21 protein-coding genes and 1 other RNA gene are annotated in these 23319 nt (G+C 42.4%); 16 read left to right on the top strand and 6 right to left on the bottom strand.

Translation table 11 applies throughout. The features are described 5' to 3' along the window. Positions 1 to 51: 51 nt before the first annotated feature. Entirely contained in the window at positions 52 to 516 is a 465-nt protein-coding gene (locus tag LX64_RS09600; protein ID WP_111597418.1) for a QcrA and Rieske domain-containing protein, read from the bottom strand. Between the two features lie 141 nt (positions 517 to 657). Between LX64_RS09600 and LX64_RS09605 the strand changes: the two genes are divergently transcribed. The 4 genes from LX64_RS09605 (at position 658) to LX64_RS09620 (ending at position 3223) form a co-directional block, all read left to right on the top strand. Continuing rightward, positions 658 to 1173: a hypothetical protein gene (locus LX64_RS09605; protein WP_111597419.1), complete on the top strand. Its 516-nt coding sequence runs from the start codon at positions 658 to 660 to the stop codon at positions 1171 to 1173. Further along, positions 1173 to 1970 carry a hypothetical protein gene (locus LX64_RS09610; RefSeq protein WP_111597420.1) on the top strand — a complete coding sequence of 266 codons (798 nt, stop codon included), beginning with the start codon at positions 1173 to 1175 and terminating at the stop codon, positions 1968 to 1970. The genes LX64_RS09605 and LX64_RS09610 overlap by 1 nt, the downstream gene beginning before the upstream one ends. 88 nt (positions 1971 to 2058) lie before the next feature. Further along, a complete protein-coding gene (locus tag LX64_RS09615; protein WP_111597421.1) occupies positions 2059 to 2532 on the top strand; it encodes a hypothetical protein in 474 nt (157 codons plus the stop codon). Between the two features lie 154 nt (positions 2533 to 2686). Continuing rightward, positions 2687 to 3223, top strand: a complete 537-nt coding sequence (locus LX64_RS09620) for a hypothetical protein (protein WP_111597422.1) — start codon at positions 2687 to 2689, stop codon at positions 3221 to 3223. 603 nt (positions 3224 to 3826) lie between these two features. Here the strand turns inward: LX64_RS09620 and LX64_RS09625 are convergent. Both LX64_RS09625 and LX64_RS09630 read right to left on the bottom strand, forming a co-directional pair. Next, positions 3827 to 4624, bottom strand: coding sequence for a helical backbone metal receptor (locus LX64_RS09625; RefSeq protein ID WP_111597423.1), 798 nt, complete (start codon positions 4622 to 4624; stop codon positions 3827 to 3829). A 62-nt stretch (positions 4625 to 4686) separates the two neighbouring features. Further along, entirely contained in the window at positions 4687 to 6045 is a 1359-nt protein-coding gene (locus LX64_RS09630; RefSeq protein ID WP_111597424.1) for a pyridoxal-phosphate dependent enzyme, read from the bottom strand. A 171-nt stretch (positions 6046 to 6216) separates the two neighbouring features. Here LX64_RS09630 and bioD point away from each other — a divergent pair, with 171 nt between their 5' ends. The 8 genes from bioD (at position 6217) to LX64_RS09670 (ending at position 15259) form a co-directional block, all read left to right on the top strand. Next, positions 6217 to 6870 carry a dethiobiotin synthase gene (gene bioD / locus LX64_RS09635; RefSeq protein ID WP_111597425.1) on the top strand — a complete coding sequence of 218 codons (654 nt, stop codon included), beginning with the start codon at positions 6217 to 6219 and terminating at the stop codon, positions 6868 to 6870. Continuing rightward, positions 6867 to 7457 (top strand): 5-formyltetrahydrofolate cyclo-ligase, encoded by a 591-nt coding sequence (locus tag LX64_RS09640; protein WP_111597426.1) that lies wholly within the window; start codon positions 6867 to 6869, stop codon positions 7455 to 7457. Before bioD ends, LX64_RS09640 begins: the two co-directional genes overlap by 4 nt. Positions 7458 to 7460: 3 nt before the next feature. Continuing rightward, on the top strand, positions 7461 to 8540 hold the full coding sequence (gene lpxK / locus LX64_RS09645; RefSeq protein ID WP_111597427.1) for a tetraacyldisaccharide 4'-kinase: 1080 nt from the start codon (positions 7461 to 7463) through the stop codon (positions 8538 to 8540). An 80-nt stretch (positions 8541 to 8620) separates the two neighbouring features. Next, positions 8621 to 10714, top strand: coding sequence for a ribonuclease R (rnr, locus tag LX64_RS09650; RefSeq protein WP_111597428.1), 2094 nt, complete (start codon positions 8621 to 8623; stop codon positions 10712 to 10714). A 37-nt stretch (positions 10715 to 10751) separates the two neighbouring features. Beyond that, complete coding sequence (locus LX64_RS09655; RefSeq protein WP_111597429.1) at positions 10752 to 11723, top strand: polyprenyl synthetase family protein; 972 nt, start codon at positions 10752 to 10754, stop codon at positions 11721 to 11723. A gap of 136 nt (positions 11724 to 11859) precedes the next feature. After that, complete coding sequence (locus LX64_RS09660; protein WP_111597430.1) at positions 11860 to 13533, top strand: APC family permease; 1674 nt, start codon at positions 11860 to 11862, stop codon at positions 13531 to 13533. Between the two features lie 124 nt (positions 13534 to 13657). Then, the gene (locus tag LX64_RS09665) at positions 13658 to 14116 is read left to right on the top strand and encodes a DoxX family protein (RefSeq protein WP_111597431.1); all 459 of its coding nucleotides are present in this window, start codon (positions 13658 to 13660) and stop codon (positions 14114 to 14116) included. A gap of 99 nt (positions 14117 to 14215) precedes the next feature. Next, positions 14216 to 15259, top strand: coding sequence for a Smr/MutS family protein (locus tag LX64_RS09670; protein ID WP_111597432.1), 1044 nt, complete (start codon positions 14216 to 14218; stop codon positions 15257 to 15259). 262 nt (positions 15260 to 15521) lie between these two features. On the opposite strand, the gene LX64_RS09675 is transcribed toward LX64_RS09670, so the two are convergent. Continuing rightward, positions 15522 to 16913 carry an MFS transporter gene (locus tag LX64_RS09675; RefSeq protein WP_111597433.1) on the bottom strand — a complete coding sequence of 464 codons (1392 nt, stop codon included), beginning with the start codon at positions 16911 to 16913 and terminating at the stop codon, positions 15522 to 15524. Between the two features lie 192 nt (positions 16914 to 17105). Further along, complete coding sequence (locus tag LX64_RS09680; RefSeq protein ID WP_148707264.1) at positions 17106 to 17669, bottom strand: TetR/AcrR family transcriptional regulator; 564 nt, start codon at positions 17667 to 17669, stop codon at positions 17106 to 17108. 207 nt (positions 17670 to 17876) lie between these two features. On the opposite strand from LX64_RS09680, the gene LX64_RS09685 reads away from it, so the two are divergent. The 3 genes from LX64_RS09685 (at position 17877) to LX64_RS09695 (ending at position 18994) form a co-directional block, all read left to right on the top strand. Continuing rightward, positions 17877 to 18080, top strand: coding sequence for a cold-shock protein (locus LX64_RS09685; protein ID WP_111597435.1), 204 nt, complete (start codon positions 17877 to 17879; stop codon positions 18078 to 18080). 108 nt (positions 18081 to 18188) lie between these two features. Further along, positions 18189 to 18560, top strand: an RNA gene (rnpB, locus tag LX64_RS09690) — RNase P RNA component class A. A gap of 14 nt (positions 18561 to 18574) precedes the next feature. Beyond that, complete coding sequence (locus LX64_RS09695; RefSeq protein WP_158538589.1) at positions 18575 to 18994, top strand: DUF4870 domain-containing protein; 420 nt, start codon at positions 18575 to 18577, stop codon at positions 18992 to 18994. 75 nt (positions 18995 to 19069) lie between these two features. On the opposite strand, the gene LX64_RS09700 is transcribed toward LX64_RS09695, so the two are convergent. Continuing rightward, on the bottom strand, positions 19070 to 20329 hold the full coding sequence (locus tag LX64_RS09700; protein ID WP_111597437.1) for an OmpA family protein: 1260 nt from the start codon (positions 20327 to 20329) through the stop codon (positions 19070 to 19072). A 306-nt stretch (positions 20330 to 20635) separates the two neighbouring features. On the opposite strand from LX64_RS09700, the gene clpB reads away from it, so the two are divergent. Then, complete coding sequence (clpB, locus tag LX64_RS09705; RefSeq protein ID WP_111597438.1) at positions 20636 to 23236, top strand: ATP-dependent chaperone ClpB; 2601 nt, start codon at positions 20636 to 20638, stop codon at positions 23234 to 23236. The last annotated feature ends 83 nt before the right edge of the window (positions 23237 to 23319 follow it).

Here is a 23319-nt window from a genome sequence, read left to right on the forward strand (position 1 = left end):
CGAACAGGGTGAAATCGGCTGTTGACAAGCATTCGCAGGATATGGTGATGGTTAACTCACGGAAAGCGTATTATTAGCAACGGTAATCGTTTTTTTAGATAATGACGATGTTGCAGGGCCTTGGGCTACACTTCCTGTGGCGGTATACCTACTGCCATGACCACAGGGTGCGTTACATTCAATTAAACTGGTAGAATTGTTGAAAGTAGCCACCGTACAGCCTTCATGCGTACATCTACTGCTTAAAGCCGAGAAGTCGGCCGCCGTATTACCTGCACCTGTTCTAATAAGAATCACCCCGTTAGCGATCGTAAAATCCCCTAGGTTCTTCAATTGGGTGTTCAGGTCGATACTCAGCAAAGCATTATTACCACCATTGCCGTTACCATTCCCATTGCCATTACCAGGGTTAGGAGTAGGGGTGTCATCGCCACCTTTGCTACAAGCCGCGAGGCCGCCCACGCAAACAGCAGCCAAGGAAATCCCTAGGCCAGAAAGGAAATCTTTTCTATCCATGTGAAATTGAGTTTTGTGAAGAATTGTGATATATGAGTTAGTACGGGACGATGTTATAATGGGTTGCTTCTAACAAGAAAAAAATATTTGCTATGTCAATATATAGTCTTCCTACTTATAATATTGCTACTTTAGCACACGATGAAAAAATCCTTAGTAAGAACAATCCTAACTGTAGTTGTAATCGCCATTATAGCTGCTATTACCTTCGACTACCCATTAATTATTGTACGATCGAAGGTTAACAATGCCACCCCCCATTTCCAACAAGACGCCCTTTTCAAACCCCTCGATGCGCTCAACTTCAAACAGGGCGAATACACCGCTTACTTATTAATCCACAGAACCGATCTTACTCACCTCCCAAACGATATGAAACGCCATCTCATCCTACGTTCTAAAGATGCCACCACCTTACAAACATTGCAATCTAACTTCCATTTCAAACGCATGGGAGGCAGTATTACAACTTGTAAAAGCGACCTACTATTATTTAAAAATGGCACCTTAATTTACCGCACAAAAATTGGCTTAGAGCCAGGCGTTATTGGAATTGAAGAAGCAGAAACAGGATTCTTGAAATCGATGGATCATGCTGCGCTAGCCCAGGTATTTAAATCATTCCAGCCGGTATATACGCCTATTTTGGTTTTGTAATGAAATTAGTTTTTGATAGTTTTGGTGATAGCTCCTTAGCTGAACCTAACTATATAGTCATGACTAGAATCCGCACGCTTACGCTTGCCAGTATATATTTATGTTGCTTGGTCGCATGCCTCGCTGCTTGCAAAAAAAGCAATCAACTTGTTTTACAAAAGGTAGACAAGCTACCTTCCTCCGCTCAAATCAAATATAATTTCAACAACAATATTTTTCTATCCGAGTTTAGAAATGAAGGCTTCTTGGGAGAATTCAATATGACATATTTTATTTCGCGCACCAAAGGGAAGGACACGGTTACATACAAAATTTTAACACAAGATTGTGTCGATATCTACCATTCACAGCTAATCGTTATGGACATGTCGAAGCGTGATGAATATGGCTGGTTTTTCATTCAAGGAAAAATTAAGCAAGATACTTTACCTGGCCATACTCAAATTATGCGAGCCCTAAAAACTGGTAGTAACTTTGTTTCTATCAGTAAACAAGGAAGTATTATAATCAGTAATAAGCCAAATGGTGGAACTACTGAATACAATTATGCACACTTTTACGCAAAAAAGTCTGCTAACAGTTTAGATGCTTTGCCTTTAGGTTTATATGAATTGAAGGATCAACAACTTGTTCTTTTAAGTAATAAGCTTCCACTTTATAGCGCTTTAGTAGACGGCACTTACTACGTACCATATCCAGGTAGGGGTGTATTGTTTGCAGTAACAATAGCTGAATTGGTAAACAAATTAAATACCCAATCGATTCAACAATTGCCAGGTAATATTAAATTCGAATAATGCATACAGCCAAGTGTAACACTTTTATCAGTAAAAAAAGCACAAATTGAATTCTATATTCTTAACAATATCCCTTCTAACACTTCCCATGAAAGCGGATACTTGTTCGCCTCGTAAAGTTCAGTTGGATACTCTTTTTCAACCCATTACGTGGTTTAAAAGATACTATCAGCAGTTTGAAGAAGATAACCAAAGCGATTACCAACTTATTTATATTGTTCTCCCTGGTAGAGATGAGCCCGGACGATTTCAGTATTATAAAGGCTGTGAACAAACTGGATATGACGGTTTCTGGAATAATGTGAATCGTTTTGTGCTCACTACGCCACAAAAAGATAGTATAGTAACATTAATGAAAGACATCCCTACTGGTTCATATTTTAATTTCTGCGATGAAGATGTTAATGCGATAGGAATATCTTACTCCATCTGTGCTATTAAGCAGAAAGAAAAATTAGTCTTTTTATACCAAGCCATCAATGGAGATATTATGCATCTTAAAAAGGAGGATAAAATACCATTTCAAAACATCACCTCCATCATAAAGAAGTTAGAGAGATAGCAACAGAACGCCCCGCAGCATACAAGGTTGCGGGGTGTTTTTATAATAGGTCTATTCCACAAAAGATTTATCAATTCATTTCCATTCTTTCCAAAAAATCAATAATATTGATGTATAATTCCACAAATATTAATCGAGCATTTAATTCGCATCTATGCCTACTAGGAAAAAAGGAATGTTCATCGCTATCGCCAGCATATTCTGCTTGGGCGCTGCTTACTTCGGTTATAATGCTTTTGCAAAACATCAACACCAAGCCGAATTAACAGAGAAAGGTGTTAAGGCCAATGCGATCGTCCAAGCATTCGATGCAAACGCAGGAACTGTTACTGTAAGCTATTCTATCAAAGGAAAGAAATTTGAACTCGTAGAATCTGTCGACACCGGCTATATCCAAGTGAAAAAAGGTGAACAATACGAATTGCTTTACTTACCTGAACATCCCGAAGTAGCAAAAATTAACTTCTTCAAACCAGTATACGTATACGGCTTTACCGTAGCCTCTACTTACCCCGATTATATTAAACCTGATCTATCTAAAAACAGTGTGCGTTTCGGCTACCAAATCAAAGATGTTACATACGAACGGGTACAACCTATTCCAAGTGGTGTTATTATAGACACTAGCCTTATGTATATGGTACACTTCTATACCGATCAACCTGCTGTAGGCTACTTAGATTTGAAATAATTCCTGTATTGTACTATACTATTTTAACATGTCTTTTTGACATTGTTACAAAATACTTTTGCCTATACCAAGCCTATCCCAAAGCTAGTAAAAGCCTATCTCAAGCCTATCCTTTACCTATCTAAACCCTAGTAAAAGCCTATCCTAAGCCTATCCTTTGCCTATCTAAACCCCAGTAAAAACCTATCTTAAGCCTATCTCAAGATGTTTTTAAATGTTATGATGACTTCATTTTGAGTTAGTTACAACCGTTCGCCTAATCCTCACTAACATAGAACCCTTATTTCGCAAGGCTTTCGGAAGTCGCTGCCGATTATGGTCCAACTGTTTATCGAGAATTATCCAGTAGAATGAGTAGGGGAAAGGGTTTGGGAGAATTATTGAAAATAAGCCGATTTAAGACATGGCACCTTGGTTGATAATATGAATAGGATATTTTAAATATTAGAGGATATGCAAGGCTATAAACAGGCATTATGTGGAAGGAAACCGACTGGTTTATGCCGGCTTTTTAAACAATATTTTTTGCAAGAAAAATGTTGTTTCTACATGCGTCATACTGGCATGGTCGGGTAGTGTAGCCCCCAATAAAGCAATATAATATTATACTATCGATATCGCCCGCATCAACCCATCCAAATAACCCGCTGCTTCCAACAACCTACTTCCGTACCAACTAAACATTTCGCCATCTACCAAGCGTATCTCCGCATGCGGCAATAAAGTGCGTAACTCTTCAATATGCTTCTCTTTAAAAGGATATGGCTCCGAAGATAAAAACACCAGGGAAGGATTCGCCGCTACAATATCCTCCGCTGTTACAGCTGGGTAACGACTGGTATGGGCGAAGGCATTCTCCATGCCCAGCCGCGTTAATATATGGTCAATGAAGGTACCCGGTGCCGCTACCATCCAAGGGTCACGCCAAATGAAGTAAGCCACCGAAACAGGCTGGGAGAGTGGTGTAATCCGGGCAAAGCGTGCTTGTATTGCCTGGGAAATCAACAATGCTTTCTCATGCGTGCCCGTTATGTCGCCCACCGATTCAATCATCGCGCAGGCAGACGGAATATCATGTATATCACTGATCCAAACAGGGTATGTTGCCATTAATTGCTCAATGTCCGATTGGGTGTTTTCTTCTTTATTCGCAATAATTACATCCGGTTGCAATGCTTTGATCACATCAAACTTGAACTGCTTCGTTCCACCTATACGCGTTTTGCTTCGAAACCATGTTTCGGGGTGTATGCAAAACTTGGTGATACCTACCACGGCTTCATCCAATCCCAAATCCGCCAATAACTCCGTTTGCGAAGGCACCACCGACACAATGCGTTGCGGGAAAACCGGTATCTCTACTGCACGCCCCATTTGATCTATATACTGCTTCGTTTGCATAGAAAACAAAAATGCTTTGCAGTAAAATAACTACAAAGCATCTTGTCTAAAAAATTATTTTATTAATTACCCAATGCCTGGATAATATCGTACTTCGTTACAATGTGGTAATTACCACTATCATCCGCCGCTAATACCGCCCCGTTTTCTTTATTGATGTACACCGATAATTTCTCTATCGGTGTTTCCAATGAAACCGTTGGGAAAGCAGGCTGCATCACGTTTTTAATCAAGGCATCTTTAATATCTGGATGGTCAATCAATTTGTTAAACAAGCCATTCTCCGATATGCTACCGATGATCTGTTGTTGATGGATCACAGGAATATGCTCAATATCAAATTTCTTCATCTTCGCAATGGCATCACTCACTTTTTCATCCGGCGAAATGGTTACAAGCGGCAAGTTTCTTCTGCCATTCACCACGTCTTTCACGGTTTTAACGTCTAAGAAACCACGCTCCATCATCCACTGGTCGTTATAAACCTTGCCTACATAACGCGAACCATGATCATGGAATACCACTACCACTACGTCGGTTGGCTTTAAGTATTTTTTCAGTTGAATCAAGCCTGCTACTGCCGAGCCTGCCGAATAACCTACGAAAATGCCCTCTTCTTTTGTAATCCTACGGGCCATTACAGCACCGTCTTTATCGGTTACTTTTTCGAATTTATCAATCACGCTCATGTCGTAGTTCTGTGGTACGAAGTCTTCCCCGATACCTTCTGTTATATAAGGGTATACTTCACTCATATCCAGTTCACCCGTTTCATGGTATTTCTTCAACAAGGAACCATAGCTATCTATGGCCCATACTTGAATATTCGGGTTCTTTTCTTTCAAGTATTGCCCCGTTCCTGTTACCGTACCTCCTGTACCGGTGGCCACAATTAAATGGGTAATTCTACCGTCTGTTTGGTCCCATATTTCCGGCCCTGTTTGCTCGTAGTGGGCAACACGGTTGGCCAAGTTATCGTACTGGTTCACATAGAACGAATTCGGAATCTCGGTAGCCAAGCGTTTCGACACACTGTAATAAGATTTCGGGTCTTCGGGTTCTACATTGGTAGGACAAACAATTACTTCTGCACCCAACGCCTTTAATATATCTACCTTCTCCTTGGATTGCTTATCAGTAGTGGTGAAAATACACTTATACCCTTTGATGATCGCAGCCAATGCTAAGCCCATACCGGTATTACCGCTGGTGCCTTCGATCATGGTGCCGCCGGGTTTGAGGTAGCCAAGTCTTTCTGCTTCTTCTACCATTTTCAGGGCCATACGATCTTTAATAGAGTTACCGGGGTTAAAAAACTCCACCTTCGCGTACACTTCGCAAGGTAGTTCTGCCGTAACTTTGTGTAGTTTGACTAAAGGTGTGTTACCAATTGTTTCGAGAATATTGTTACAATATTTCATAATACTTTTTTAGTTAGCAGTTATAGCGAATTTAAGGGAAAGTGTCGATGAAACAATCAATTAGCACCGCCTGTTAAAATTTAAGATTTCTTTATCATAGGGCGAAATGATTGCGGTTTATTTCCATATCTTAATCGTTTAAATAAGTTTAGCCCATTATATTTGCGAATTATGAAGCGTACTCATCAGCGGTTTTTTGTGACAGGTATTGGCACGGGTGTTGGCAAAACAGTCGTGAGCGCCTGCGTGGCGGAAGCATTGGACGCGCATTATTGGAAACCCATCCAGTCGGGCCTGGAAGAAGAAACGGATACCGAGTTCATTCAACGAATGACCACCCACCCGGAATACTGCTACCCCGAAGGATACCGTCTTAAAACGCCCGCCTCGCCCCATTTGGCCGCGCGGATCGATGGCGTTGAAATAGATGTACAACATATTGTTCAGCTTGCCGATCAATACCAAACCAACGATCGCCCCCTCATCATCGAAGGTGCCGGAGGTCTCATGGTGCCGATCAACGAGGATACGTTTACTTTGGAACTGGTTCAACAACTCGAAGCCCGTGTTATCCTAGTAGCGATGAACTACTTGGGCAGCATTAACCACTCGCTACTCACCGCCATGGCCCTACAGCAAGCCAATGTGCCCGTAGCCGGATGGATCTTTAACGGGGAATACAACACCAACGAAGACGATATCGTACGGTGGACGAAATTGCCCAAAATAGGGCGTATATTACAAGCCAACGTGCTCGACAAGGCGTTTATAACGCATCAAGCAGCACAACTAAAACCCAGCTTGATAGAATTATTGGGATTATGACACTAACGAAGAAGGATATACGAAAAACATATATAGAGCAGCGGAAATCCCTCACAGATGACGAATGGGCCATGTTAAATATGGAATTACTGGTTCAATGCAGTAATTTTGACTGGTCGAACATTGAATTTCTCCACATTTTTTTACCGATCCTGGCGAAGAAAGAAGTAGATACCTTCCTGGTCGCCATCTGGATACGAGAACATTACCCTCATATTAAACTGGTCACCTCGCAATCTAATTTTGAAACCAACGAGATGCGACATATTTTGTGGCACGACGAATGCCCGTTGGAAGAAAATGCCTACGGTATTCCCGAACCCACAGCTGGCGAAGAGGTGAACCCACTCTCGCTCGATATGGTACTGGTTCCCATGGTGGCATTCGATTTGCAGGGTCATAGGGTAGGTTATGGTAAAGGGATGTACGACAAGTTCTTAGCCCAGTGCAAACCGGGTGCTAAAAAAGTGGGCCTAGCGTTGTTTCCACCCGTTAGCAATCATATCAGCGATATACACGACGGTGATATGGCTTTAGATGCCGTGATTACACCGGCAGAGATTTATTATTTTAAACCAACAACTTAACCAGTGTTACGTTACTTAACTTTTTTACTATATCCCTTTTCCTTGTTGTATGGACTGATTATGTGGATGCGGAACAGGTTTTATGATAGGGGCTTACTTACTGCCGTGGAATTCGATATCGCAACGATTTCCTTCGGCAATTTGTCGGTAGGGGGAACAGGGAAAACCCCGCATGTCGAATACCTCATTCGCTTGTTAAAGAACCAATTCGCCGTAGCCTCTCTCAGCCGTGGTTATAACCGTAGAACAAAAGGGTATATTCTCGCCGATGCCAATAGCACGGCCCGTCAAATTGGCGATGAACCCATGCAGTTCCACCAAAAATTCCCGGATATCAGCGTGTGCGTAGGTGAAGAAAGGATGCTTGCCATCCCGCAATTGCTGATGGATCGCCCCCATACACAGGTGGTTTTACTCGACGATGCCTTTCAACACCGTTCGATTAAGCCCGGCTTGAACCTCATGCTAACTGATTATAGCCGCCTTTTTACCCGCGACCACGTAGTGCCATTCGGCCGTTTACGCGAGGGTAGAAGCGGTTATAAACGTGCCAGCAGCATCGTTGTTTCTAAATGTCCTCCCAACCTTAGCGTGGCGGAAAAGGAAAAAATTACGGCAGAAATTAACCCATTGCCACACCAGCGTGTTTATTTCAGTACCTTGGCTTACGGCGAACTGTACGATATGGAAACACTGGAAAGCGTACAAGTTTCTCCAAAAGCATCTATTCACTTGGTATGCGGTATTGCACGCCCGCAACCTTTGGTAGACTATTTGCAAACAAAAGTAGAAAGGGTATTCTTGCAACAATTCCCCGATCACTATTACTATACCAAAAGCACATTGGATAAAGTAAAGCTGGAATTCGAGCATATGCCCGGTGAAGAGAAAATAATCGTCACCACCGAAAAAGATGCCGTACGCCTCCATCTTTTATTGGATGACTTGAAAGCGATGAACCTCCGCATCGCCGTGATCCCGGTTGAGGTGCAATTCCTTTTTAATGAAGGAGAATCATTTAATAATTATATTTTTGATTATCTCGATAAAACGGTTCCCAAAGTAGCGGTAACCGCAGAATAATCATGTGAATAGAAAAAAGTAACCCGTCGAATGGCTGTCGACGAGGTTCCATATCCAATTCAACCCCCAAACAAAATAAAATGGCAAAAAAGAAAAAAGATAATAATAGAACGAGTAGTAGCCAGAAGAAAACATTCAGGGGAACAATCGAAGTAACCCGTTCGGGGATGGCATTTGTTATTGTACCCACGTTAGCGAAAGACATTCTTGTTAAACAGAAAAACCTACATTCAGCACTGGATGGCGACGAAGTAACCGTAGATGTTATCAAACAAGCGAAAAACCTTGGTCGCATGGAAGGTGTTATTACCGAAGTAATCACTAGAAAGAAATCCGAATTCACAGGCACCTTGCAGGTAAGCAAGTCATTTGCTTTCCTCATTCCTGAAAAAGGATCTTTCTTACCCGATATTTATATTCCTGCAGGCGCCATGAAAGGCGGCAAAGACGGCGATAAGGCGGTTGTGAAGATTGTAAACTGGGGCGAAAAGTCGAAGAAACCTGTAGGTGAAGTCGTGGAAATCCTCGACGCTACAAATAGTGCAGATCTCGCGATGAAGGAAATACTCATCGATAGCGGTTTCCCATTATCCTTCCCAACGGAAGTAATCAAAGAAACCAGCGATCTAAAGGATATTATCCAAGCCTCCGAAATCAGGAAAAGAAAGGATTGCCGTAAATGGCTCACTTTCACCATCGATCCTGTTGATGCGAAAGACTTTGACGATGCTATTTCTTACCGCAAACTGAAAAATGGTAACCACGAATTTGGCGTACACATAGCCGATGTAAGTCATTACGTTGTGCCCGGTACAGAACTCGACAAAGAAGCAGAAAAACGCGCTACATCCGTGTATTTACCCGACCGTGTAAATCCCATGTTGCCGGAAAAAATCAGTAACGAACTGTGTTCTTTACGTCCGCACGAAGACAAACTTACCTTCTCCGCTATCTTCGAAATGAACGATAAGGCCGAGATCGTGTCGTACTGGATCGGTAGAACGGTAATCCATTCCAAACACCGTTTTACGTATGAAGAAGTACAAGAGATCATCGAAACCGGTGAAGGACCGTACGACAAAGAAGTTTTGTTACTCAACAAAATTGCCCGCATCTTGCGCAAAAATAGGTTCGACGAAGGCGCTATTAACTTCTCTTCCCAGGAAGTGCGATTCCAACTAGATGAAACCGGTAAACCTATCGGTATCATCATCAAGGAAAGCAAAGAAGCGCACCAGTTAATCGAAGAATTTATGTTGTTGGCGAATAGAACGGTGGCAGAATATGTGGCGAATGTAAGAGTGAACAAGCACGAAGTACCTTTCCCTTACCGTGTACACGATACACCCGACGAAGAGAAACTAAACGTTTTCTCTGTATTTGCCCGCAAATTTGGGTATAAATTGAACCTTAGCACACCAGAAACGGTGGCTACTTCGTTCAATGAACTACTCACCGCTGCGAGGGGTACGCCTGCACAGCACGTATTGGAAACATTGGGTATCAGAACAATGGCTAAAGCGGAATATACGACCGATAATATTGGTCACTACGGGTTAGGATTTGCCTACTATTGTCACTTCACTTCCCCGATCCGCCGTTACCCCGATGTAATGGTACACCGTATTTTACAAGAGTGCTTAGATGGCAATGTAAAACCCGATAAGCAGTTAGAAAAACGTTGTAAGCACAGTTCCGAAATGGAAAGAAAAGCCATGGAAGCAGAACGCGCTGCCAATAAATACAAGCAAGTAGAATACATGCAGCAGTTTATCGGCGATACATTTGAAGGCGTTATTTCGGGTGTAGCCCATTTCGGGTTCTGGGTAGAAACGGTAGACACGAAATGTGAAGGCCTCGTAGGCATGCACAACTTGGCTACAAAAGATGATTTCATTTATAATGAACACGAATACGCCTTGGTGGGCCAAAATACGGGCAAAACATACCGTATCGGCGAAAAAGTAACCATTAGGGTAGTAGCCGCTAACTTGTTGAAACGCCAATTGGATTATGACTTGATTGAAGATGATACAACAACATCTTCGTCTTCTCCAAGAGCAACAGCAAGACCATCTAACGGTGATAGACCTAAGAAGGCAAGAGCACCCAGGGAAAAAGGACCAGCTAAAAGTGGCCCGGCACCGAAGAAACGAGCGAAAAAAACGAAATAGCCATACCTAGTAACCTGTAAATTAATATACGAGCGACATGCATTCATTTAAAGAGTTATCGGCAAAATTTGAACAACAGTTTAACCATAGACAATTCCCGGCACAGCCGGCCAACTTATACGACGCCTCGCAGTATATATTAGGCATCGGGGGTAAAAGAATTCGCCCCGTACTGGCCATGATGGGGAATGAATTGTTCGACACCTTACACGACGATTCACTGTTAGTAGGAACCGCCATCGAGTTGTTCCATAACTTCACCCTTATCCACGATGATATTATGGACAAAGCGCCTTTACGTCGTGGAATGCCTACCGTGCACACGAAATACAACGATGCAACGGCGATCATGGCGGGTGACGTGATGTTGATCAGGTGCTACGACTTTTTAAACAAAGTACAGCCGCATATCAAAACGAAAATCATCAACGTATTCAATAAAGCGGCCTCGGAAGTATGTGAAGGCCAGCAATATGATATGGATATGGAGGTGATGAAGCCGGAAGACGTGCAGTACAATGATTACGTGAACATGATCGGGTTAAAAACCTCGGTATTGTTAGCAGCCGCTTTACAAATGGGTGCTATTATCGGTGGTGGAAGCGAGGGTAACCAACAACACCTCTATAACTTCGGTAAAAACGTAGGCATTGCATTCCAAATGCAAGACGATTACTTGGATGCCTTCGGCGACCCTGACAAACATGGTAAGCAAGCCGGTGGCGACATCCTCATTAATAAAAAGACCTTCTTATTACTAAAGGCCCTCGATACATGTAACCCGGGGCAAAAAGAAGAACTGCACCATTTAATGGACACGAACCCGGCCGATAAAGTGGCGCAGGTGTTACGCATCTTCAAAGAATGTAAAATAGATGTTTGGTCGGAAGAAGAAAAAGAAAGCTATAAACAAAAGGCTATCAAAAGCTTGGAAGAAATTGCCGTGGTAAGTGCCCGCAAGAAGCCTCTGCTTGAATTAGCCGATTTCTTGCTCACAAGGCAACATTAAACAATTGGAATTACTATATTCGCGATAGTGCTGTATATTAGAAGACGCAATGCAATTGAATATGCCAATCAAGAGCACCACGTTACAGCGTAAGCGACATATAATATCAACCGATCTTAACATCAACAAAATTTAAATGTCTAATTCCCTTTTTCGTAAAAAATCGATCGTAAACCTGCTACAAGATGCGCAGGACGGGCTTTCCGACGCGCATGGCTCGGGAGGATTAAAAAAGGTACTGAATGTACGCGACTTAACCTTTATGGGTATCGCGGCGGTAATTGGTGCCGGCATTTTCTCTACCATTGGTCAAGCTGCGTATGACGGCGGCCCTGGTGTAATCTTTTTATTCCTTATTACAGCCATTACTTGTGGTTTTACCGCTTTGTGTTATGCTGAATTTGCTTCACGTGTACCCGTTGCCGGTAGTGCTTACACCTATTCTTACGTAACATTCGGTGAATTAGCCGCTTGGATTATTGGTTGGGCATTGATCTTGGAATACTCCATCGGTAACATAGTGGTGGCCATTTCCTGGAGTAGCTATTTTAACAACGTATTGGTAGGCATGGGCATTCATTTGCCCGCATGGCTTACCACCGATTATAAAACCGCGCAGGCTGCTTATGATGCAGCCGTAACCGCGGGAACCGATACTTCTGCCTTAGCTTGGGCTACAGCACCTACCTTGGGTAGCTGGCATGTAATTATGAATATCCCGGCCTTCGTGATCGTGATATTGGTAACAATTCTAGCGTATGTAGGTATCAAAGAAAGTAAAAAGAGCGCCAACTTTATGGTGGGCTTGAAAATAGTGGTGTTAATGATTGTGGTGGCCATTGGTGTGTTTTACATCAATACCGACAACTGGACACCGTTCTTACCGAATCAATTCACGGGTGTATTGAAAGGCGTTTCCGCTGTATTCTTTGCATACATTGGGTTCGATGCCATTTCAACCACCGCGGAAGAATGTGCCAACCCGCAACGCGATCTTCCCCGTGGTATGATTTATTCCTTGGTGATTTGTACCATCATTTACGTAATTGTTACCTTGGTCATCACCGGGATGGTGAATTACTCGGAATTCCAGCACGTTTCTGATCCATTGGCATACGTGTTTGATAAGATACACCTTGAAAAAATTGGGTACGTTATATCGATCAGTGCCGTAGTAGCTGCTACCAGCGTGATATTAGTATTCCAAATTGGTCAACCGCGTATTTGGATGAGCATGAGCCGTGATGGTTTGTTACCGAAACGTTTCGGTAAAGTGCATCCTAAATTCCAAACACCTTCCTTCTCTACCATTTTAACAGGTGTAATCGTAGCGATTCCTTCGTTATTTATTGATAGTGCCATTGTAACCGACTTAACAAGTATCGGTACCTTGTTTGCTTTCGTATTGGTGTGCGGTGGTGTATTGTTACTGCCAAAGTTGGAAAACAAGGCCGCGAAGAAATTCAATTTGCCATATATCAATGGTCAAATTATTATTCCAGTGATGCTGGCTGTTTTCTGTTTCTTCTTTAGAGAAAGAATCGTAGATAGCTTCACGAACTTAACCCACGAGTCGCACCAAGAAATCTTGTTCATCATCTTCTTGGTATTGGCAGTAGCCATTACCATTGCTACCGCTATTAAGAAACTCTCTTTGATCCCGGTACTGGGCATGTTGTGCTGTTTGTACTTAATGATCGAGATCCCGGCGAAAAGCTGGATCGTGTTCTTCGGTTGGATGGCCTTTGGTTTAGCGATTTACTTCCTGTATGGTTACAGGAAAAGTAAATTGGCACCCAAAGCAGCGTAATAGAAGTTATAACATATTGATAATAAGCGCAGCCCGTTTCTCTTGGAGGAGCGGGCTGCGCTCTTTTTATGCCTAAATAGTCGTATATTAGGTTAAATGTTCTTTGAACTTAAAACCCAATATTATGAACCTCTTACAACGAATCGAACGCTGGGGCGATTCTCACCACCCCATGTGGCTGGACGGGATACGCGTACTGCTCGGCATGTATTTAATTTGGAAGGGTATCAGCTTTGTTGGAAACATCAACGTGTTGAATTCCGTTATTGAAAGACAACCGTTCTTGTCCGTTCTGTCCATGTGGGTGGCCCACTACATTGTGTTTGCTCACATTGCAGGAGGACTACTTATCATGCTCGGCCTGCTTACACGCTACGCAGCATTGGCCAACCTTCCCGTTTTGATCGGTGCATTGCTTTTTGTACATGAACCGACTGGGCTATTCCTCGTTCACAACGAATTGCCCGTAACACTTATCGTATTTTTCCTACTGATTGTCTTCTTGGTAGAAGGAAGCGGCCGGTTTTCTATTGATGAAAACATGCGTCGACATCCCGAAAAACCAACGTACCACCCTCATTAGCTTGGATTTTCTTTCCCTTAAATAGCCGGTAATTACATACAAATTTCGCAGCTCCAGCCTGGATTGCTATTTTTGTATTTTTACTGGCTATTTTTTTATATGAAATATACTATTGGAGATAAGATCATTTTATTGAGCTCGAAGGAAGAAGGGAACATTATTGACATCCTCGACGACAAAATGGTGGTGATACAAGTGGGCGGCTCTAGCTTCCCCGTGTATATGGATCAAATTGACTTCCCTTACTTTCATTGGTTCTCGCAGAAGAAGAACCAAATCCCAACATTCGACCAAGGCTCTGGCTATAATAAACTAACACCCGGCGAAGAGATCAAGAAAGAGAAGCTCGGCGGGCAAATACGCATGGAAACAGGCGTTACCATGTCGATGCTGCCGGTGTTCCAAACGGATGGGTATGAAGACGTGGTAACCCGCATGAAGTTCCACCTTCACAACGAAACGAAGCAAGACTTAAACATGCACTTCCAAGTGTTTTTAAATCAACAGCTTCACATGGAAATCAAGAACGTTGTGCTGGCTTTCCAATCGTTCTACCTCACCGATTTATTATTCGAGAACCTCAACGACAGCCCGAAGTTCGAGTTTACCTTCAGCCTAAAAACACCCGACAAAAAGCTGGCACCTTCCGTACAAAAAACATGGAAGATTAAACCCAAGCAATTGTTCGACCAGCTGAATAAACTACAACAACGCCAAGAAGCTACCATCAATTACCCACTGTACGATAAATACCCAGAACGCCAAGCAAACGATGCATTCGACTTCGGTAGCGATGCCATCGGTAAAAACTACGTATCGGCCCCACAAGTTAACTTGAAGCCCGAAACACCGTTAAAGCCTAAGTTCGAACTGGATTTACACATCGAGAAATTAATGGACGACTGGCAAGATTTAAGCAACTTGGAAATCTTGGCCATTCAACTCAACGAGTTTGAGCATTACCTAGATTTGGCAATTGCCCATAAGCAGCACCAAATGATTGTGATTCACGGGGTAGGCAAGGGTACATTAAGAGAAGAGATTCACGAAGTGTTGAAGAAAACGTTTGAAGTGAAATACTTCGTCAACCAATACCATCCGCAGTATGGTTATGGTGCCACGGAGATTTTCTTCGATATTTAATACAACGAATTTACATAGGAAAAGCAGCATCATTGTGCTGCTTTTTTTATACCTAGTTGAAAATAGTATCTACAACTAACAAAACAATCTCTATCTTGTGCCCCGAATGAAACCTAACTATACCAACGATCTAGGCGTAACAACCTAGGGCACGCACATGAAAATGTCGATTTTTTTCCCTACAACACACACATGGTCCTCACTGGTAAGATATTTTAAAAAGGCAGCACTTCAATACGCTGCCTTTTTTATTTGATAGCTATCAATTCTTCTTCTTCAAATCTTCCATAAACATCAATAAAATAAATCCAAGCGCTAAGCAAGCAATCTCTGCGTACACGCTCACATGAAATCCCATCACTACGCTATTTGTACTGCGTGCCACGTTAAAGAAAAGTCCACCTATTAAGCAAATACCGAAGGAGGAAGCTGTTTGTTGCACGGTGCTGTAGGTACCCGATGCAATGCCGGCAAAATGGGAAGGAACCTTTCGTAAAGCGAGGTTAATGAGGGTGGGCAATACCATGCCTCCACATAAGCCCATCATTAACATTACCACTATAATAGCCACAGGATTCGCTTGCTCATTGAAGTAAGCCAGTTGTATAACATACGCTATCATCATACCAATCATAGCTAATTGAATAGGCCGTTTTCCAAAAGCGTTTACCAAGCGAATAGATAAGAAGGAGGAAAGCATAAAGCAAGCGCCCCATATGGAGAAGTATAGTCCTGTTTGGAACGGTGTACAATGTAACCCTTCTTGGAAATAGATCGTAGATACCAGTAAGTAGGAGGTATGCATAATAAAGTAAGCCGTTAATAATAATAGCCCGATGTTGAACTCGCGGATCTTGAACAACCGCATGTCTATTAAAGGATGTTGTTGTTTGGCGAGCTTTCTTTCCTGGTGAAAAACAAATACAACAAAGAGTGCTATTGAAATAATTATCATAGCGAAACTCCAAAGCGGGTACCCCTTTTCACGCCCTTCTGTTAAGGGGTAAATTAAGCACGATAATGCCGTGATAAACAGCGCCACCCCTTGATAATCGAACCTTTCATGGGTATTCTGTTTAGTATCAACGAGGTACTTCTTAGCGGTAAAAAAGGCGACCAAACCAATGGGAAGATTAATAAAGAAAATAAATCGCCAACCTGCTATAACTGTATCGATACCAGAAAAGAGTCCACCGAGGAATTGGCCTAAAACAGAAGCAATGCCTAGCGTGATACCAACATAACCAATGGCTTTGGTGCGTTCATGTGGTAAAGGAAACAATACTTGTACGTATGCGAGTGATTGTGGCATCATAAAAGCACCACTTACCCCTTGTAATAAACGCGCAACAATTAAGGTAGTAGGGTCGGGGGCTACACCACAAAGGCAGGATGTTACAACGAATAGCAACATACCCCATAAGAAAATTCTTTTACGCCCGTAAATATCGCCCGCCCTGCTACCTGTTACTTGGAAAGAAGCGTAACCTAATAAATAGGCAGCAATAATCAATTCCGCTTCACTATCGGTTGCCTGTAAACTTTGTTTGATGGATGGTACGGCAATGTTGACAATAAATACATCGATCACTGTAAGCAAAGGAGCGGTGAGCAGGATGACGTGTTGCAGCCACCTGTTATCTTTTTGTTCCATCTTGTAGTTTTGAAAATTATAGCATAGGTTGATTGTTCAACCTGTAGTGCATGTTGTTAAATGTTACGTTTGCGTGCTTGTGATAACTGTTGTTTTGAATATTATTTTACAGCATAAAAGTATGGGCAATAAATGGCCTGTTCCTATTATTGATAGGAATGTGAATGAATACCGATTATTTAATTGGAATGATTACCCAAGTAGCTTAGCTGCAATGGATTTAGCGGCTGTCATCATGGATTTGTTCTTTTGAAAAGCAGCCGTTACTGTTGCGCCTTCAATCAGCATATACAAGGTATCTGCCAGTTCTGCTGTTGAAAGTTGAGCATGGGCTGGTATATCTTGCACTAACTGTTCAATCAACTGCTTGAACTTCATTTTATTCTTGTTGATCAACTCGAAAGCTTTGCTATCGTCGGCCGGTACTTCGGCGCTTACTTTTATAAAAGGACAACCGGCATACTGGCTATTGGCCTGCCGCTTCAACCTAAACTCAAATAAGCCGATGATTTTCTCCTTTGGATCTTTGATTTTATCGATTTGCACGTGTAATTGATCAAACCACTTTTCATCCAATTCTTCCAAGTAAGCATATAATAAATCCGACTTCGATTTAAAATGATTATATAAAGAGGCCCGCGCAATGCCTGCTTCATCAATCACTTGGTTGATGCCGGTTGAATTATATCCTTGCGAATAAAACAAGCGCCCAGCGGTTTCGAGGATGGTTGTTTTAATTTCTGCTGATGATTTCATACTCAAATATGTTAGCGGTTATCACCTACGCTAAATCTTTTGCAAACATAGATATTTAGTTTAAGATAGACAAGTCTGTCTATCTATTTTAATAGAATTATTATATGTTAATTATAATTATTTGTTAAGAATGGCATGAAAATCAAAATTAAATTAGCAACACAGCAGAATTAAACCTACCTTTAGGCCTCATATTATTTTTTTAGAATGAATACAAAATACACAGGAACTGTAAAGTTCTTCAATGAAACTAAAGGTTACGGTTTCATCAAACATGATGAATCTAACAAAGAAACATTCGTACACGTTAACGGCCTTGTTGATCAAATTCAAGCTGACGACCGTGTTGAGTTTGAAATTGAGGAAGGTAGAAAAGGTATGAATGCTGTTAAAGTTACTCGCATCGACTAATCTTTTTTAGCGTTATATCAGTAAACCGGCACTTGTGCCGGTTTTTTTGTGCCCATATATAAGCATTTGCTCGCTTTCTCTTGAAATTTCTATTATCTTTGCCGGCTAACTACAAACCGTGCTATCGTCGTCTCTACCTAGTAGAGAGGGAGGAAAGTCCGGGCAGCATAGAGCAACGCACCGCCTAACAGGCGGGATTTGTGTAAACAGATACAGAAAGTGCCGCAGAAAATAACCGCCTCTACTTGTAGAGGTAAGGGTGAAAATGTAGGGTAAGAGCCTACGCTTAGCAGTGGTAACATTACTAGGGGGTAAACCTTGCGTGTTGAAATGCCATGTATACGGTCGCCCGAGGGCTGCTCGCCCGATTGTCGACCGAGGGTAGGCAGATAGAGGTGTTGAGTAATCAACATCGTAGATAAATGGTAGCAATCTCTACTTGTAGAGATACAGAACCCGGCTTATAGGTTTGTAGTTATTTTCATCCAATGCCTATGCAAACTTCTCATATTTCCCTTCAACGCCAATTGGCTGTAGTTATAGCCTTGGGATTTTTATTATATGCTTGGACACCCTTGGTGATACTTATCCTCATTTTTGTACTATTATTTAGGGGCAAACGGAAGCATACACCTACCGATGTGATGTTCCGGAAGATGGTTAATTTCCAAGCCACCTTGGCATTATTGATTATTATTATTGAGCTATACCCGCAATTAGTGTGGACGAAATCATTTTTGCAATACCCGGTTTGGGATATGGATTATATACAACACACCTTCCCCCGTGGCCACGTGTTCTGGCGGAAGTTTGTGTTAATCTTCAACTTCGTGGTATCGGCATTCGGGGTGTACAAGTTATTGAATGGAAGACCTTTCAATTACCCATTCAGCATACCTTTCCTTAAACATTGATATATCAAAAAAAGTAAAGGATGAAGGGTAGACACCCATCATCCTTTATGTGTATGGTTAACTATTGAGGAACTACTATTTCTCACGCACACTGATAGAAATGCGGCGATCCAATTTGCGTTGGTCGTCGGGCGCATCAGCTGCTGCTTTCGCGAACTGTTGACCGTAACCTTCTGCTCCTTGGAGTTGACTAGGGTTTACATTTTTCCCTTTCAACGCAGCCAGCACTGCTTGTGCTCTTTCATTTGATAATTTTTGATTGGCTAAGCTATCGCCGGAACGATCGGTGTAGCCACCTATTTTAATCTTCGCTTTCGGGAAGGCTTCGAGTATGGCGGCTAAATTGCTTACCTGTACTTCACTTTCCGGTGTAATGCTAGCGCTACCGGTTTGGAAGTTGAGGTTGTCGAAATCGAACCACACATCTTTGCCTGCTTTCTGGCTATTATCTTGTAAGAATTGTACTAAGTGATCTTCGATACCACCACGGTATGCATCAATCGTTTTGCCATTCGGAAGGCTCACTTTGATGGATTCGCGGGGTGTTTCTACCGGTATTTTCTCCTGCGGGGTTTCTACTACCGTTGCGCTCATGGTGTCGGTTACGGTAACAGTTTCCGTGTTACTGCCTCCGCAGCCTTTCATTAAATACCAGAGAATGATGGCTAAAGCAACTAAGAGGATAATCATCCAGCCCCATTTCTTTGTACCACTAGGGGTAACGGATGCGGCAGCACGACCAAAATTATCTTTCAACCCACCTATTAAGCCATTGAAACGGTGGCCGATATCGCTGAGGTTACCAACGCCTAGGATACTGGAAAGTCCCAGTCCTGCCGGCACGGCGGCGAAAATCTTGTCTTTTTGGGTATTTAAGTACGCTAATATATTGGTAATATTAAACCCTTGTCCTCCACCTTGTTGCAACAAAGTATTCATTGCCACGGGGGCCGTAGTATGCAACACAGATTCCGCGGAACTGGCCTTTATACCCGCATAATTGGCGATATTATTCACGAGTGGGGCTGCTTTATCACCCAACAGGGATTGCACCAAATCGACCCCTTTACTGATCAAATTGGAGGAAATACCTTCAGATGCAAGGCTCGACACATTACCGGCGCTTTGTACATCGGCGCGTTTAAATATGTTGGTTAGCATGGTGGGATCGGCGGCTGTACTGGCTTTATGGATAAAGCTGGTCAATATCGCCGGGATAGCTGCAGTGATGGCTTTTATGATGCCGTCTTTGCTTTCTCCTAATTGGGAGGCTGCTTTTGAAGCAAAATCGCCACCAAGAATGTTTTCAATGCTGCCTAATAAGTCAGTAGCCATGATGTGAATTTTTGGGAATGAAAGGGTAAGTATTTAGCTCGAATATTTGCTTTATGGGGTGATTTTAGCACCCAGTTCTCGAAAAGGGGTATTGCTATCAACAACCCATTTTGAAAAATGTTGTACCTAAAGGGGTTAGTTTCCTGTTAAAATTACAGGCGCATTCAATAAAACCTGCTAAATCAGCAGTTTAAAGTGAGAAACACTGTCAAAATTTCTGTAATATTATCTTGGTGCGTCGTTTGATGAACTGTAAACATTATTACATCCTTTGGGTTAACCTTAGAAGATAAAGAGAGAAAAATTATGAATCTGAATAACTTCACTATTAAGTCACAAGAAACGCTGCAACACGCGCAGCAATTGGCATTCAATCACCAAAACCAGGCGATTGAAACAGGCCATCTCCTCAAGGCTTTGCTAGATGATGAGGACAATTCCATCGAATACTTATTGAAGAAAAACGATGTGAACACAGGATTCTTACAGAATAAATTGAACGAACAATTACAAAAGTATCCTGTCGTATCCAACGGTGAAGGTGCGCAAACGTTAAGCCGCGATGCTAACAATGCCATCTTACGGGCGGGTGCAAGTATCAAAGATTTTAAAGACGAGTTTGTAAGTGTCGAACACTTATTACTAGGTATACTGGGCGGTAGCGACGATGCCGCGAAGGTTTTAAAAGATGCGGGATTAACGGAAAAAGGCTTGAAGGCTGCTATTACTGAATTGCGGAAAGGAGGTACAGTGAATTCCCAAACAGCCGATGCCCAGTACAATTCCCTAGAAAAATACGCTAAGAATTTAAACGAATTGGCCAGCGCCGGTAAACTAGATCCAGTGATCGGCCGCGATGAAGAAATTCGTCGTACCCTCCATATTCTTTCCCGTAGATCAAAAAACAACCCCATCCTTGTTGGTGAACCCGGTGTAGGTAAAACTGCTATCGCTGAAGGTTTAGCCCACAGGATTGTAAACGGCGACGTACCCGATAACTTAAAGTCGAAAACCATTTTCGCCCTCGATATGGGTTCGTTAATGGCCGGTGCTAAGTACCGTGGTGAATTCGAAGAAAGGTTGAAAGCGGTTGTTAAAGAAGTAGCGGAAAGTAATGGTGAACTCATTCTTTTCATCGACGAAATCCATACCCTCGTAGGCGCAGGTGCCATGGAAGGTGCTATGGATGCCGCTAATATCCTGAAACCGGCTTTGGCCCGCGGTGAACTCCGCGCCATCGGTGCCACCACGCTGAACGAATACCAAAAGTATTTCGAAAAAGATAAAGCACTCGAACGCCGTTTCCAAAAAGTAATCATCGATGAACCTACCGCGGAAGATGCTATTTCCATCCTGCGCGGTATCAAAGAGAAATATGAAAGTCACCACCACGTACGCATTAAAGACGATGCAATTATTGCAGCAGTAGAGTTATCTCAACGCTACATTACGGATCGTTTCTTGCCCGATAAAGCGATCGACTTGATCGATGAAAGCGCGGCAAAATTGCGACTGGAAATGAACTCCATGCCGGAAGAACTCGACGAACTAGAACGTAGAATCCGCCAGTTGGAAATTGAAAGAGAAGCCATCAAACGCGAAAAGGATGAAAACAAACTCCGCGAACTCGGGGAAGAAATCGCCCGCCTCAGCGAAGAAAGAAACACCTTCAAAGCGAAATGGAAACAAGAGAAAGAAGTAGTCGACAAAATCCAAAACGCGAAAGCTGCCATCGAAAACTATAAACACGAAGCTGAAACTGCCGAAAGAAACGGCGATTATGGCAGGGTGGCAGAAATTAGGTATGGTAAAATCAAAGAAGAAGAACAAGTCGTAGCGAATTTAACAAAAGATTTAGAAGGCATGTCTGCCAATAATAAACGCTTGTTAAAAGAAGAAGTCGACGCAGAAGATATTGCTGAAAACGTAGCCAAAGCAACAGGTATTCCTGTGGCACGTATGATGCAAAGTGAAAAAGATAAGTTGTTACAATTAGAGGATGAACTCCATAAACGCGTAGTGGGTCAAGATGAAGCCATTGTGGCAGTGGCAGATGCCATTCGCAGAAGCCGCGCCGGGTTACAAGATCCTAAACGCCCGATTGGTTCCTTCATTTTCTTAGGTACAACCGGTGTGGGTAAAACAGAATTAGCCAAAGCCCTCGCGGAATATTTGTTCGACGATGACAGCATGATGACGCGCATCGATATGAGCGAATACCAAGAGAAACACGCCGTAAGCAGGCTCGTAGGTGCGCCTCCAGGCTATGTTGGGTACGATGAAGGTGGTCAATTAACCGAAGCCGTACGCCGTAAACCCTACAGCGTTGTGTTGCTCGATGAAATCGAAAAAGCACACCCGGATACATTCAATATCCTCTTACAAGTACTCGATGATGGCCGCCTTACAGATAACAAAGGCCGCGTAGTGAACTTCAAGAACACGATCATTATCATGACAAGTAACATGGGTAGCAATATTATCCAGGAAAACTTTGAAAAAATTACTGAATCCAACAAGGACGAAGTGGTAGAAACAACGAAAGAAGAAGTGATGAACTTGTTGAAACAAACCATTAGGCCAGAGTTTTTAAATAGGGTAGATGAAGTAATTATGTTCCAACCATTACTGAAAACAGAAGTGCGCGGTATTATTAACATACAATTACAACAACTTCGTGACCTTGTTGCAAAAAATGGCATGATATTGGATTTTTCAGAGTATGCTTTAGAATATTTATCTGAGCAAGGTTACGACCCGCAATTTGGCGCAAGACCGTTGAAACGATTGATTCAGAAAGAAATCGTGAACCTGTTAAGTAAGAAGATACTTGCAGGCGACATAGACAAAACAAAACCTGTGTTGGTAGACGTTTTCGACGGTGTAGTAGTAATCAGAAATAAATAAGTCTTAGTCAACAAACGACAATATACAGTTACAGGAAAACATCCCCCGGGCGATTCTTCGCCCGGGTTTTTTTATGCCAAAAT

This window comes from Chitinophaga skermanii (assembly GCF_003259335.1).
GTDB classification, from domain to species: domain Bacteria; phylum Bacteroidota; class Bacteroidia; order Chitinophagales; family Chitinophagaceae; genus Chitinophaga; species Chitinophaga skermanii.